Annotated in this window: 14 protein-coding genes; 13 read left to right on the forward strand and 1 reads right to left on the reverse strand. The window is 64.9% G+C overall.

The genetic code is table 11. The features are described from left to right. The first annotated feature begins 21 nt into the window (after nt 1–21). The 13 genes from FJV43_RS27925 (at nt 22) to FJV43_RS27985 (ending at nt 11,921) form a co-directional block, all read left to right on the forward strand. Nucleotides 22–477: a phasin gene (locus tag FJV43_RS27925; protein ID WP_239622224.1), complete on the forward strand. Its 456-nt coding sequence runs from the start codon at nt 22–24 to the stop codon at nt 475–477. 193 nt (nt 478–670) lie between these two features. After that, nucleotides 671–1,957 carry a DUF445 domain-containing protein gene (locus FJV43_RS27930; protein ID WP_239622225.1) on the forward strand — a complete coding sequence of 429 codons (1,287 nt, stop codon included), beginning with the start codon at nt 671–673 and terminating at the stop codon, nt 1,955–1,957. 202 nt (nt 1,958–2,159) lie between these two features. Next, complete coding sequence (locus FJV43_RS27935; RefSeq protein ID WP_239622226.1) at nt 2,160–2,930, forward strand: alpha/beta hydrolase; 771 nt, start codon at nt 2,160–2,162, stop codon at nt 2,928–2,930. Nucleotides 2,931–3,021: 91 nt separating this feature from the next. Next, the gene (paaX, locus tag FJV43_RS27940; protein WP_239622227.1) at nt 3,022–3,888 is read left to right on the forward strand and encodes a phenylacetic acid degradation operon negative regulatory protein PaaX; all 867 of its coding nucleotides are present in this window, start codon (nt 3,022–3,024) and stop codon (nt 3,886–3,888) included. A gap of 76 nt (nt 3,889–3,964) precedes the next feature. After that, nucleotides 3,965–4,957, forward strand: coding sequence for a 1,2-phenylacetyl-CoA epoxidase subunit PaaA (gene paaA / locus FJV43_RS27945; RefSeq protein WP_239622228.1), 993 nt, complete (start codon nt 3,965–3,967; stop codon nt 4,955–4,957). Nucleotides 4,958–4,967: 10 nt separating this feature from the next. Further along, nucleotides 4,968–5,255: a 1,2-phenylacetyl-CoA epoxidase subunit PaaB gene (gene paaB / locus FJV43_RS27950; protein WP_015687593.1), complete on the forward strand. Its 288-nt coding sequence runs from the start codon at nt 4,968–4,970 to the stop codon at nt 5,253–5,255. Next, a complete protein-coding gene (gene paaC, locus FJV43_RS27955) occupies nt 5,255–6,031 on the forward strand; it encodes a 1,2-phenylacetyl-CoA epoxidase subunit PaaC (protein WP_239622229.1) in 777 nt (258 codons plus the stop codon). Before paaB ends, paaC begins: the two co-directional genes overlap by 1 nt. Beyond that, nucleotides 6,025–6,528, forward strand: coding sequence for a 1,2-phenylacetyl-CoA epoxidase subunit PaaD (paaD, locus tag FJV43_RS27960; protein ID WP_239622230.1), 504 nt, complete (start codon nt 6,025–6,027; stop codon nt 6,526–6,528). Before paaC ends, paaD begins: the two co-directional genes overlap by 7 nt. A gap of 136 nt (nt 6,529–6,664) precedes the next feature. Beyond that, nucleotides 6,665–7,747: a 1,2-phenylacetyl-CoA epoxidase subunit PaaE gene (gene paaE, locus FJV43_RS27965; protein WP_239622231.1), complete on the forward strand. Its 1,083-nt coding sequence runs from the start codon at nt 6,665–6,667 to the stop codon at nt 7,745–7,747. A 101-nt stretch (nt 7,748–7,848) separates the two neighbouring features. Beyond that, nucleotides 7,849–8,298, forward strand: coding sequence for a hydroxyphenylacetyl-CoA thioesterase PaaI (paaI, locus tag FJV43_RS27970; RefSeq protein ID WP_239622232.1), 450 nt, complete (start codon nt 7,849–7,851; stop codon nt 8,296–8,298). A 40-nt stretch (nt 8,299–8,338) separates the two neighbouring features. Next, nucleotides 8,339–9,670, forward strand: coding sequence for a phenylacetate--CoA ligase PaaK (paaK, locus tag FJV43_RS27975; protein WP_239622233.1), 1,332 nt, complete (start codon nt 8,339–8,341; stop codon nt 9,668–9,670). A gap of 51 nt (nt 9,671–9,721) precedes the next feature. Continuing rightward, nucleotides 9,722–10,726, forward strand: a complete 1,005-nt coding sequence (locus FJV43_RS27980) for a zinc-binding alcohol dehydrogenase family protein (protein WP_239622234.1) — start codon at nt 9,722–9,724, stop codon at nt 10,724–10,726. A 115-nt stretch (nt 10,727–10,841) separates the two neighbouring features. Then, complete coding sequence (locus FJV43_RS27985) at nt 10,842–11,921, forward strand: YeeE/YedE family protein (protein WP_239622235.1); 1,080 nt, start codon at nt 10,842–10,844, stop codon at nt 11,919–11,921. 2 nt (nt 11,922–11,923) lie between these two features. On the opposite strand, the gene FJV43_RS27990 is transcribed toward FJV43_RS27985, so the two are convergent. Then, nucleotides 11,924–13,147 carry an alpha/beta fold hydrolase gene (locus FJV43_RS27990; protein WP_239622236.1) on the reverse strand — a complete coding sequence of 408 codons (1,224 nt, stop codon included), beginning with the start codon at nt 13,145–13,147 and terminating at the stop codon, nt 11,924–11,926. Between the last annotated feature and the right edge of the window lie 13 nt (nt 13,148–13,160).

Raw genomic sequence — 13,160 nt, forward strand, 5'->3', positions numbered from 1 at the left:
AATGAGGATGGAGAGAACCCCATGACCACTGAAACCAACACCGCGTTCGAGGGCTTCAAGGACGCTTTCAAGAACATCCAGAATCTGGAAGTTCCCGAGGCCGCCCGCGAATTCGTCAAGAAGACTGCCAACACTGCCAAGGACCGTGCCGCGGAGGCCTTCGCCGGCTCCGAGCGGGTGACCGCCGCTGTCGAGAACGCAGTGGCCGAATCCGTCGCCGAGGCCGGCAAGATCAGCCGCAACATCCAGCACGCGATCTACGAGGACGCCGAGGCGTTCTTCTCGGGCATCGACAAGCTGGCGTCGGCAAAATCGATCAGCGAAGCCGTCGAGATCCAGTCGAGCCTGCTCCGTGCCCGCGGCGAAGTGTTCGTCTCGCGTGCAAAGGCGACCGCCGACTATTTCGGCAACCTCGCCGCCAACGGCGCGAAGTCCGCTCAGGACAATTTCGCCAAGGTCTACAACAAGACCGCCTGATTTGGCGCCTGAGTCGAAACTGAATTTGAGGCCCGCTTCGGCGGGCCTTTTGTTTGTCGGCTTCGTCGCCTCAACCGTCATTCCGGGGCAATGCGAAGCATCGAATCCGAAATCTCGAGATTCTCAGGTGCGCAATTGCGCACCATAGTTCGGTCCTGCGGACCGCCCCGGAATGACGTACTCTCAAACGGTCATGACTCCACCCGCCACCTTCTCCTTCGATACCCCCGGCGATGCCGAACGCGCGGCCGAACTGCGCCGCGTGAAAGCCCTGGCGACGCTGGTGCTGGCCTCGACGCTTCTGCTCTTCATCGTCGCGAAATGGCTTCTCCCGGTGCATCCCGTGTTCGGCTTCGTTGCAGCCTTCGCGGAAGCGGCGACCATCGGTGGTCTCGCCGATTGGTATGCGGTGGTCGCGCTGTTCAAGCGGCCGCTCGGCCTGCCGATCCCGCACACGGCGATCATCCAGAGCAATCAGGCCCGTATCGCCGACAAGCTCGGCGAATTCATCCAGGTGCATTTCCTCGAGGCCGGCCCCGTCGAGGCCAAGCTGAATGAGATCGATTTCGGCTCCTTCGTTGCGGACTGGCTGCGCAACCGCAAGCGCAGCGATGATCTGGCGCGGTTCGCGCTGCGCCTGCTCCCGGAGGCCGTTTCCGCCACCGAAAGCTCCGGTCTGATGAGCTTCGTCATCCGCCGCATGTCATCGCAGCTCCAGGCGATCGATCTGGCGCCGCTCGCGGCCGGCACGCTGCGCGGCTTCGTCGCGGAGGGACGGCACCAGATCCTGTTCGACGATCTCCTGCGTGTGATGCACGACACGCTGAACCAGAAGGAAACGATGGCGATGATCCGCGAGAAGGTGCGCGCGGAGTTGCCGACCCTGCTCAGGCTCTATCGCGCCGACAAGTTTCTGGTGAACAAGATCGTGGCCTCAGCCACCGCTTTCTTCAACGAGGTGCGCAGCGATCCCAAGCATCCATTCCGCGGCGAGTTCGATCGCATGGTGCTGAGCTTCGTCGATCGGCTCGGCACCGATCAGGCCTATGTCGATCGCATCGACGGCTTGAAACGCGATCTGCTCGCGCGTCCCGAGCTTGCCGAACTCGCCCGCACCGTCTGGGCCAACACGCGCTCCTTCATTGAGCGCAGCGCGAGCGGCGAGACGCAGGTGCTGCAGCATCATCTCGCCGGCATGTTCGTCGCGGCCGGCGAGGCGCTCGCCGGCGATGCCGAACTACGCGGCGAGATCAACAAGGGCCTGGTGAGGGTGCTGCGCAGCTTCGTTGCCGACCAGAAGAAGGGCGTCTCCACCTTCATCTCCGATCAGGTCAAGGCGTGGAATATGACGCAGCTGATTACGCTGATCGAAATCAACATCGGGCGCGACCTGCAATACATCCGCTTCAACGGTTCGCTGATCGGCGGGCTCGCCGGGCTCGTGCTTTACTCCGCAGAATTCCTGCTTCGATTGCTGTGACTTTCGCGTCACGGCCGTAAGCATTACCGCGCGGGCCTATTGCCGCCGCGCATCTCTCCCGCTTGAATGTCAGGAACCGGCCGCCTAGCTGATTCATGTTGCGCTGCGGAACGTTCGAGAAGCCGGTGCATTGGAATTCATGCCAATTTGCCGGCTTCGCCGCCGGCGTCCTTTCCAGGAAGTCTTTCCAGGGGAAACATCGATGACCGCTACCGCCCAGCCGCTGAGTCCGCCGTCCCGTACCCTGATGTTTCTGGAGGGGCGCGCGCTTCACGAGTTCGGCGCATTCCTCGGCGCGCTGCCGCTCCTGAGCCTTGCGCCACGCGGTGATGGGCATCCGGTGCTGGTGCTCCCCGGCCTCGTGGCCTCCGACGTGTCCACGCGTGCGCTGCGCACGTTTCTGACCAGCAAGGGTTATGCGGTGAGCGGCTGGCGCCAAGGACGCAATTATGGCCTGCGCGAAGGCGTGCAGGACGCCATGGTCGATCTGGTCCGGGAGCTCAGCGACAAACACGCGCGCAAGATCAGCCTGGTCGGCTGGAGTCTCGGCGGTCTCTATGCCCGCCAGCTCGCCAAGATGATGCCGGAGCGCGTGCGGCAGGTGATCACGCTCGGCAGTCCCTTCGCCGGCGATCCGCGCTCGACCAACGCCTGGCGCGTCTACGAATGGGCCAGCGGGCACAAGGCCGATGAGGTCGATCCGCGTTTCGGGGGAGAGCTTGCCGCTCCGCCGCCGGTGCCGACCACCGCTATCTTCAGCCGCACCGACGGTGTCTGCGCCTGGCAAGGCTGCATGGAGAAACCGGGCGCACAGACCGAGAGCATCGAGGTGGAGAGCAGCCATTGCGGCATGGGCCATCATCCTGCCGTCGTCTATGCCGTGGCCGAGCGGCTCGCGCAGAAGGAGGGCCAGTGGCTCCCGTTCGATCGCAGCGGCTGGCGCAGCCTGACGTATCCCGATCCGCATAGGTAGCTCGTTCTCCACTTCGTCCCGCACGAGAATGGAAGAGGCGAGTCGCTTCCGTCCATTGTCGCAGCCACGCCAAACGCGCTATGCCTCGCGCATGGCGCATCCGCTTTCCCGCATCATCGACCAGCTCAAGCGCGAGCCCTCGCGCACCGGCTCCATCGTCATCACCGTGTTCGGCGATGCCATCGTGCCGCGCGGCGGCTCGGTGTGGCTGGGGACGCTGCTGGAATTCTTCGAGAGCCTGGATATCGACAGCGGCGTGGTCCGCACCGCGATGTCGCGGCTTGCTGCCGACGGCTGGCTGACGCGCGAAAAGGTCGGGCGAAACAGTTTCTATCGCCTGGCCGACAAGGGCAGGCAGACCTTTGAAGCTGCCACGCGCCACATCTACGATCCGCCGCCATCGGACTGGACCGGCCGTTTCGAGCTGCTGCTGATCGGCAATGGCGAGGACCGCGACGCCTCGCGCGAGGCGCTGCGCAATGCCGGCTTCGGCAGTCCGCTGCCGGGCGTCTGGGTCGCGCCGTCGGGCGTGCCGGTGCCGGACGAGGCTGCGGGCGCCATCCGTCTCGAAGTCTCGGCTGAGGATGACAGCGGGCGTCGCCTGCTCAGCGCGAGCTGGCCGCTCGATCGCACCGCGGATGCCTATCTGAAATTCATGAAGACGTTCGAGCCGCTCCGCGCCGCGATCGCGCGCGGTACTGAATTGTCCGAGGCCGAAGCCTTCACCGCGCGGATCCTGTTGATCCACTACTATCGCCGTGTCGTGCTGCGCGACCCGCTGCTGCCCGAAGGCCTGTTGCCCGCGGATTGGCCGGGAAGGGCGGCCCGCGCGCTCTGCGGCGAGATCTATCGCGCGCTCCTCGCTGCATCGGAACAATGGCTCGACGGCCATGGAATCAACGAGAAGGGGCCGTTACCGGCGGCCCGGAAGCTCCTGGAACGGAGGTTCGATTCCTGATTGTTATGTTACAGAAATATCTTGCATGATGTAATTTCTGTTATATATTATCTCCCAATAAATCGGGAGGATGCGCATGTATACCCAGGCGCTGAACACGGCCGAGACCGACGATCGCGGTCTCGAGGACGCGGCGAAGGCTGCGCAGTTCCAGGCCCGCATCGATGCCGAGGAACGCATCGAGCCAAACGACTGGATGCCGGCGGCCTACCGCAAGACGCTCACCCGCCAGATCTCCCAGCACGCGCATTCCGAGATCGTCGGCATGCTGCCCGAAGGCAACTGGATCACCCGTGCGCCGACGTTGCGCCGCAAGGCCGCGCTGCTCGCCAAGGTGCAGGACGAGTGCGGCCACGGGCTCTATCTTTACGCGGCGGCCGAGACGCTCGGCACCTCGCGCGAGGAGCTGGTCGACGCGATGCTCGCGGGCAAGGCGAAATATTCCTCGATCTTCAATTATCCGACGCTGACCTGGGCCGACATCGGCACGATCGGCTGGCTGGTCGACGGCGCGGCGATCATGAACCAGATCCCGCTGTGCCGCTGCTCCTATGGTCCCTATGCGCGCGCGATGATCCGTGTCTGCAAGGAGGAGTCGTTCCATCAGCGCCAGGGCTACGAAATCATGGTGACGCTGTGCCGCGGCTCCGACGAGCAGAAGGCGATGGCGCAGGACGCGCTGAACCGCTGGTGGTGGCCGGTGCTGATGATGTTCGGCCCGCCGGATGTCGCGAGCCAGCACAGCGACACTTCGACCAGGTGGAAGATCAAGCGCTTCTCGAATGACGAGCTGCGCCAGAAGTTCGTCGATGCCACCGTACCGCAGGCGCAATATCTCGGCCTTACCATTCCCGATCCCGGCATGACGCAGGATGCGGACGGACACTGGCGCTACAGCGAGATCGACTGGACCGAATTCAAGCAGGTGCTCGCCGGCAATGGCCCCTGCAACCGCGACCGCATGGCGGCGCGCCGCAAGGCGCACGAGGACGGCGCCTGGGTGCGCGAGGCGGCAGCCGCCTATGCCGCCAAGCGCGCGCGGCGTCAGACCTCGCAGGCTGCCGAATAGGGAGATCAAGATGGCCACGCCGAACACCCCGCTGTGGGAGGTCTTCATTCGCAGCCGCAACGGGCTTGCGCACAAGCATGTGGGATCGCTGCATGCCAGCGACGCGACGATGGCGCTGCAAGCCGCCCGCGACATCTACACCCGCCGCGGCGAGGGCCTGTCGATCTGGGTCGTGCCGTCAAGCGCGATCACCGCGAGCGATCCCGCCGAGAAGGGCATGATGTTCGAGCCGGCGGAATCGAAGATCTACCGGCATCCGACGTTCTACGAGGTGCCGGAAGAAGTGGGGCACATGTGATGGCCGTCGCCAACATCCAGATCTCCGAAACACCGCTGGTGCTCCATGCGCTGCGCCGCGCCGACGATGCGCTGATCCTCGGCCACCGGCTGTCGGAATGGTGCGGGCACGCGCCGATGCTGGAAGAGGACATGGCACTCTCCAACATCGCGCTCGACCTCATTGGTCAGGCACGCGAGCTCTACACCTACGCCGCGAAGGTCGAAGGCAAGGACAATGACGAGGATAAGCTCGCTTACTTGCGTGACGTCAGGCAGTACCGCAATCTGCTGCTGGTCGAGCAGCCGAATGGCGACTTCGCCCAGACGCTGGTGAGGCAATTCTTCTATTCCGCCTTCGCCGACCTTTACTGGCGTGCCATGATGAGCTCGCGCGATACGACGCTTGCCGCCATTGCCGCCAAGTCGGAGAAGGAGAGCGCATATCACCTGCGCCACGCCTCGGAATGGATCATCAGGCTCGGGGACGGCACGGACGAAAGCCGTCGACGGGCGCAAGCAGCGATCGATCATCTCTGGGCCTTCACCGGCGAGATGTTCTCGGTCGACGACGGCGAGCGCGCCCTGATCCAGGCCGGCATCGCCATTGATCCTGCGAGCTTGCGCGGTCGTTGGTTGACGACGCTGTCCGACGTCGTCGGCGAAGCCACACTCGAGCTGCCCCGGAACGACTGGATGCAGCAGGGTGGCCGGTCCGGCCGGCACAGCGAACATCTCGGCCACCTCCTGTCCGAACTGCAATCGATGCAGCGCACCTTCCCGGGGTTGACATGGTGAGCGTGCTGGAGCGCGACAGCGAGCTGCGCCGGCGGGCCTGGGACGCTGCGGCAAGCGTGGTCGACCCCGAAATCCCGGTGCTGACCATCGCCGATCTCGGCGTGCTGCGCGAGATTGCGCTCGACGGCGATCATGTCGAGGTCGCGATCACGCCGACCTATTCGGGCTGTCCCGCCATGAACATGATCGCGCTCGAAATCGAGATCGCGCTGGAACGCGCCGGCTTTCGTCATCCCAAGGTGCGCACCGTGCTGTCACCGGCCTGGACGACGGACTGGATGAGCGAGGAGGGCCGCCGCAAGCTGCGCGCCTACGGCATTGCGCCGCCGCAAGCGTCGAGCTCGCGCCGCGCGCTGTTCGGCGGGCAGGCCGTGGCCTGCCCGCAATGCGGCTCTGAGAACACCGAGCTGCTCTCCGAATTCGGCTCGACCTCCTGCAAGGCGCTGTGGCGCTGCAAGTCCTGCCGCGAACCTTTTGACTATTTCAAGTGTCATTGAGGATCACGATGCCAACTCCATCGTCATTGCGAGCGAAGCGAAGCAATCCAGAATCCGTCCGCGGAAGCAGTCTGGATTGCTTCGTCGCAAGGGCTCCTCGCAATGACGGCGGTGAGACCAGGCTGGGGTATTTCTGATGTCAGCAGCCGCACCGCGCTTCCATCGCCTTGCCGTCAACGATCTCCGGCGGGAGGCGTTCGACGCCGTCTCGATGACCTTCGCCATTCCCGGCGAACTCGCCGGCGATTACGCCTTCACGCCCGGCCAGTATCTCACGCTCCGCACGATGCTGGATGGCGAAGAGGTGCGCCGCTCCTATTCGATCTGCTCCGGTCCCGACGACGGCGAGATCCGCATCGCCGTAAAGAAAGTCGATGGCGGCGCGTTCTCGACCTGGGCGGCGGACGAGCTGAAATGCGGCGATGAGCTCGACGTGATGACGCCGACCGGCCGCTTCGGCGTGGTCCCGCCGGCAGATCGCGCGCGCATCCATGTCGGCTTTGCCGCCGGCTCCGGCATCACGCCGATCCTGTCGATCGTGAAGGGCGTGCTTGCCCGCGAGCCGGACAGCCGCTTCTTCCTGTTCTACGGCAATCGCACCACCGACAACATCATGTTCCTCGAAGCGCTCGAGGAGCTGAAGGATCGCTTCATCGATCGCCTCTCGCTCTTCCACGTCATCTCCGGCGAAGAGCAGGACATCCCGATCCTGCATGGCCGGTTCGACGGCGACAAGGTGAGGGTGCTGCTGCGCTCGCTGGTGCCGGCCGGGAGCGTCGATCACGTCTTTATCTGCGGCCCGCTTGGCATGAGCGAAGAGATCGAGGCGACCTGCCGCGATCTCGGCATCGCGGACGAACGCATCCACGTCGAGCGCTTCGTCTCCGAATTCGGCGGAAAGCCGAGGCCGAAGAAAGCCGTTGCGCCGGATGCGCCGCCGAAGGCGGTCGCGTCGCTGATCATCGACGGCAAGCGGCGCGACGTGCCGGTCGCAGAGGATGAGGCGATCCTCGATGCCGCGCTGCGCGCCGGGGTCGATCTGCCCTTCGCCTGCAAGGGCGGCATGTGCTCGACCTGCCGCGCGAAGCTGGTCGAGGGCGAGGCGCCGATGGACATCAACTATTCGCTGGAACCGTGGGAGCTGAAGGCCGGCTTCGTCCTGACCTGCCAGGCAAAGCCATCGTCGGAGCGTGTCGTGGTCGATTATGACCATGTCTGATCGGGCAGATCAGACCCCATGAATGCAAATGCGTCGCATTATTTGACAGCTTGAGCCAACCAGCAGAACATCATGTGCGAGCATCTGGCCCGGAGAAGCGCGTGAACGTCAAAGCCGCCCTGTCGCCTGAGGATATTGCCCGCGCCTGCGCTGACGCGATGTGGGCGGAGGACGATGCGTCCAAGGGTCTCGGGATGGAGATCGTCGAGATCGGCCCGGGCTTGGCAACGCTTGCGATGACCGTGCGGCCGGACATGGTCAACGGCCAGCGCATCGCCCATGGCGGCTTCATCTTCACCCTCGCCGATTCCGCCTTCGCGTTCGCCTGCAACTCGCACAACGAGCGCGTTGTCGCGGCGCAGGGACAGATCACCTTCATCAAGCCGGGCAAGCTCGGCGACCGTCTCGTTGCGACGGCGCGGGAGATCACTCGCGGCGGCCGCTCCGGCATCTACGACGTGCGTGTGACCGCGGGCGACACCGTCATCGCGGAATTCCGCGGACATTCGCGCGTCATTCCCGGCACGTGGCTGCCGGCGCAGGATCAATAAGACCATAGAAAAAAGAACAAACCAATGTGGGGAAACGAGGATGGCTCTGACGAGGCTCAAGGAAGGTGCCAGTAGCTATAGCGCCGAGATGGACGCACATGAGCGCGCCTCGCGCGATGAGATCATGGCGCTGCAGAAGCAGCGGCTGGCCTGGTCGCTGAAGCACGCCTTCGACAACGTCGCGCATTATCGCAAGGCCTTCGACAAGGCCGGCGTGCATCCGTCCGACTTTCGTGAGCTGTCCGATCTCGCAAAGTTTCCGTTCACGGTGAAGACCGATCTGCGCGACAACTATCCCTTCGACATGTTCGCCGTGCCGCGCGAAAAGCTCGTGCGCGTGCATGCCTCGTCCGGCACCACGGGCAAGCCCATCGTGGTCGGTTATACCCAGCGTGACATCGATACATGGTCGGAGGTGATGGCGCGCTCGATCCGCGCCGCTGGCGGCCGCACCGGCATGATCATCCACAATGCCTATGGCTACGGCCTCTTTACCGGCGGATTGGGAGTGCACTACGGCGCCGAGAAGCTCGGCTGCACCGTGGTGCCGATCTCCGGCGGCATGACCGAGCGGCAGGTGCAGCTCATCAACGACTTCCGGCCCGACATCATCACGGTGACGCCGAGTTATATGCTGGCGATCCTCGACGAGTTCAAGCGCCAGAAGCTCGATCCGCGCCAGTGCTCGCTCAAGGTTGGCATCTTCGGCGCCGAGCCCTGGACCAACGCCATGCGCGGCGAGATCGAGGACGCGTTCGACATGGACGCGACCGACATCTACGGTCTCTCCGAGGTGATCGGCCCCGGCGTCGCGCAGGAATGCATCGAGACCAAGGACGGCCTGCACATCTGGGAGGACCATTTCTACCCCGAGGTGATCGACCCCGAGACCGGCGCGGTGCTGCCGGATGGGGAAAAGGGCGAGCTGGTGTTCACCTCGCTCACCAAGGAAGCCTTTCCGGTGATCCGCTATCGCACCCGCGATTTGACGCGACTGCTGCCGGGCACGGCGCGGCCCGGCATGCGGCGGATGGAGAAGGTGACGGGGCGCTCGGACGACATGATCATCCTGCGCGGCGTCAACCTGTTCCCGACCCAGATCGAGGAGGTGTTGCTCGCGACCGACTGGTGCGGCGGGCACTTCATCCTGGAACTGACTCGCGAAGGCCGCATGGACGAGCTGACGATCATCGCGGAGGCGCGGCCCGAAAGCTGGGACGGCCGTGGTCTGCTCGACCATGCCGACCGGATCTCGACCCACATCAAGAACACGATCGGGATCAGCTCCAGGGTGCAGGTGGTCGCGCCCGCCACGCTGGAACGCTCGCTCGGCAAGGCCAGGCGGCTCTACGACAAGCGCCCCAAGGATTGACTTGACCGCGCCCAGAGGCGACAAGGCCCGCGAGAAATCGCGGGTCTTTTCATGTCGCCAGCCGATGCCAAATCCGTCGAAGCGCGCTGTGTGCGCCTTGCCTCAAAGGCTGAAAACGCTGCCGCGCTTGCGCCAGTCGTGGAGCGCCTGACACTCAAGCGCGGTCCGAACGATCTGCTGATCGAGGTGAAAGCCGCGGCCGTCAATCCGTCCGACGTCAAGGCCGCGACCGGGCTGATGCCGTATGCCGTGTTTCCCCGGACTCCCGGCCGCGACTACGCGGGCGTGGTGATCGAGGGGCCAGCCGGCACGGTCGGGCGCGAGGTGTTCGGCTCGTCCGGCGATCTTGGCATCCGCCGCGACGGCACCCATGCCAGCCATCTCGTCGTCGAGGCCGACGCCGTGGTCGAGAAGCCCAAGACGGTGTCCTGGGAGGAGGCCGCCGGCATCGGCGTGCCCTTCGTCACCGCGATGGAAGGCTTTCGCCGCGCAGGCGTGCCGAAGAGCGGCGAGACCGTGCTGGTGATGGGCGTCAATGGCAAGGTCGGCCAGGCCGCAGTGCAGATCGCGACCTGGCAGGGCGCGCGCGTCATCGGCGTGGTGCGCAAGGCGGAGGCCTATGAGGGGCATAGCAACGCGCCGGTCGAGGTGATCGACGCCTCTGCCATTGACGTTGCCACGCGCGTGCGCGAATTGACCGGCGGGAAGGGCGCCGACATCGTCTTCAACACCGTCGGCGATCCCTACTTCCAGGCCGCGCACAAATCGCTTGCGTTGCGCGGCCGCCAGATCCTGATCGCCGCGGTCGACCGAATCGTGCAGTTCAACATTCTCGAATTCTATCGCGGCCAGCACACCTATGTCGGCATCGACACGCTCGGCCTGTCGTCGGCCGCCACGGGCGCGGTGCTCCGAGATCTTGGTCCGGGCTTTGCGAGCGGACATCTGAAGCCTTTCCTGATCAAGGCGAGCGCCGTCTATCCGCTCGAGCGCGCCAAGGAGGCCTATGTCGCCGTCGCCGGCTCCTCGCGCGACCGGGTCATCCTGAAGCCGTAACCCACCGTCATTGCGAGCGCAGCGAAGCAATCCAGAAAAGCATCCGCGGAGACAGGCTGGATTGCTTCGCTGCGCTCGCAATGACGCAGAGTGTCGAGAGGTTTGAGATCAGCCGATGGAAGTTACCCAGATCGTCATCCTCGCCGGTCTCGTCATCGGGCTTGTGTACGGCGCTGTCGGCTTGCTCAGCGGTTTCTGCCTGATGAGCAGCATGCGCGGCCTTCTGGCGGAGGGAGACGGGCGGCTGGTGCGGAGCTATGCGCTGGCGATCGCCGTTGCGATCGCTGCGAGCCAGTTCCTTGCCGGCAACGGCGTGGTCGATCTCGGCAAGTCGATCTACCTGCAGCAGTCGTTCTCAGTCCCTGTGCTCTTCCTCGGCGGCCTGCTGTTCGGCTACGGCATGGTGCTGTCGAACGGCTGTGGCTCGCGGGCGCTGGTCCTGCTCGGCCGCGGCAATCTCCGCTCCTTCGTCGTCGTGATCGTGCTCGCCATTGCCGCGCAGATGATGCTGAAGGGCTTGATCGCGCCGGCGCGTATCGCGCTGGTCCAGGCCTCGCAAATGACCGTCAGCGCAAATTCGCTGCCGTCGGTGCTGGTGATGCTCGGTCTCACGGAATCGCTTTCGCGCACGCTTGCCGCCGCCGCGACGGTCATCGCGCTGATGCTGTTCGCCTTCGCGCACCCAGCATTTCGTCGTTCGCCGGGTCAGATCGCGGCAGGTGTCGTCGTGGGCCTGCTCGTCGCCGGCGGCTGGTACGTCACCGGCTGTCTCGGCGCTGACGACTTCAACCCCGTCCCGGTGACCTCGCTCACCTTCATTGCGCCGATCGCGGATACTCTCCAATACGCCATGCTCTCGACCGGTCTGACGCTGAATTTCGGCATCGCGACGGTGGCCGGCGTCTTCGCCGGCAGTCTGGTGACGGCGCTCGCTACGGGCCGGTTCAAGCTCGAAGGCTATTCCTCACCGCGTCACATGCTGCGCTCAGGCAGCGGCGCGGCGCTGATGGGCGTCGGCGGCGTGATGGCGTTCGGCTGCTCGATCGGGCAGGGGCTCACGGGCGTATCGACGCTCGCGCTTGGCTCGTTCGTGGCGCTCGCCGGCATCCTGCTCGGCACCGCGGCGGGCCTGCGCGGTGCGCTGCGGGTGCATCCTCTCAAGCCGACAAGAGAGGCGGGCTCGCCGGCGGCTTGAGGCTACTCCACCGCCTTCGTCACGATGCGGATCTCCGACGTCAGCGTCCGGTGCACCGGGCACTTGTCGGCGATCTCCATCAGCTTCTTGCGTTGCTCGGCATCGAGGGCGCCGTCCATCGTGATGTCGCGCTCGATCTGGTCGAGCATGCCGTCGCGGGTCTCGCATTCTTCGCAGTCTTTTGCGTAGATCTTGGAATGCTTCAGCGTGACGGTCACGCGCTCAAGCGGCAGTGACTTGCGGTCGGCATAGAGGCGCATGGTCATGGAAGTACAGGCGCCGAGGCCGGCGAGCAGGAAGTCATACGGGCCGGGCCCCGCATCGGCGCCGCCGGCCGCGACCGGCTCGTCGGCCACCAGATGATGCGGGCCGACGGTGATGATCTGGTTGAACTTGCTCTTGCGGGTCTCCTGCACCACGACCTTTCGCGGACCCTCGGGTAGATCCATCGCTTTTGCGGGCTTTGCTGCGTCAATGTAACGGCTCGCCCAGGCCGCGATCACGTCGGCCGCGTAAAGCGCGTCGGCAGGCTTCGTCAGCAGATGATCGGCATGATCGAGCGAGATGAAGCTCTTGGGATGCTTCGCCGCAACGAAGATCTTCGTCGCATTGTCGATGCCGACGGTGTCGTCGACAGGCGAATGCATCACCAGCAGCGCCTTGTGCAGGCCGGTGACGTCCTTCATCAGCTCGTGCTCGGCGATGTCGTCGAGGAATTCACGCCTGATCCGGAACGGACGTCCCGCGAGCGAGACTTCGACCTCGCCCTCGGTGCGGATCTTGTCGATATGCTCCTTGAACAGACCGGTGACGTGGGCGGGATCGGACGGCGCCGCGATGGAAACAACCGCCTTGGCTTCGGGGATCTGTCCTGCTGCCGCGAGGATCGCGGCACCGCCGAGGCTGTGGCCGATCAGGATGGACGGTGCCTTGCGGATGCTACGCAGATGATCGGCCGCGCGCACGAGATCGGCGACGTTGGAGGAGAACGTCGAATTGGCGAAGTCGCCCTCGCTGGAGCCGAGCCCGGTGAAGTCGAACCGTAGCACCGCAATGCCTTTGGCGGCGAGCGCGACCGCAATGCGCTTGGCCGCCAGCGCGTCCTTGCCGCAGGTGAAGCAATGCGCGAACAGCGCGAACGCCGCGGCCTCGCCGTCAGGCAGCTCCAGCGCGGCCGAGAGCTGATGGCCACCTCCTCCGGTGAATTGAAAGCGGTCCGTCGGCATGGGCTTCCCCCGT

The sequence above is a fragment of the Bradyrhizobium sp. I71 genome (genome assembly GCF_022354745.1).
GTDB classification, from domain to species: Bacteria; Pseudomonadota; Alphaproteobacteria; order Rhizobiales; family Xanthobacteraceae; genus Bradyrhizobium; species Bradyrhizobium liaoningense.

Bases quoted from the DNA above. Each gene is read 5' to 3' on its own strand.
- FJV43_RS27925 (WP_239622224.1), top strand. From the start codon at position 22: ATGACCACTGAAACCAACACCGCGTTCGAGGGCTTCAAGGACGCTTTC.
- paaC (WP_239622229.1), top strand. From the start codon at position 5,255: ATGGCCGTCGCCAACATCCAGATCTCCGAAACACCGCTGGTGCTCCAT.
- FJV43_RS27985 (WP_239622235.1), top strand. From the start codon at position 10,842: ATGGAAGTTACCCAGATCGTCATCCTCGCCGGTCTCGTCATCGGGCTT.
- paaB (WP_015687593.1), top strand. From the start codon at position 4,968: ATGGCCACGCCGAACACCCCGCTGTGGGAGGTCTTCATTCGCAGCCGC.
- paaE (WP_239622231.1), top strand. From the start codon at position 6,665: ATGTCAGCAGCCGCACCGCGCTTCCATCGCCTTGCCGTCAACGATCTC.
- FJV43_RS27980 (WP_239622234.1), top strand. From the start codon at position 9,722: ATGTCGCCAGCCGATGCCAAATCCGTCGAAGCGCGCTGTGTGCGCCTT.
- FJV43_RS27930 (WP_239622225.1), top strand. From the start codon at position 671: ATGACTCCACCCGCCACCTTCTCCTTCGATACCCCCGGCGATGCCGAA.
- FJV43_RS27990 (WP_239622236.1), bottom strand. From the start codon at position 13,147: ATGCCGACGGACCGCTTTCAATTCACCGGAGGAGGTGGCCATCAGCTC.
- paaK (WP_239622233.1), top strand. From the start codon at position 8,339: ATGGCTCTGACGAGGCTCAAGGAAGGTGCCAGTAGCTATAGCGCCGAG.
- paaX (WP_239622227.1), top strand. From the start codon at position 3,022: ATGGCGCATCCGCTTTCCCGCATCATCGACCAGCTCAAGCGCGAGCCC.
- FJV43_RS27935 (WP_239622226.1), top strand. From the start codon at position 2,160: ATGACCGCTACCGCCCAGCCGCTGAGTCCGCCGTCCCGTACCCTGATG.
- paaA (WP_239622228.1), top strand. From the start codon at position 3,965: ATGTATACCCAGGCGCTGAACACGGCCGAGACCGACGATCGCGGTCTC.
- paaD (WP_239622230.1), top strand. From the start codon at position 6,025: ATGGTGAGCGTGCTGGAGCGCGACAGCGAGCTGCGCCGGCGGGCCTGG.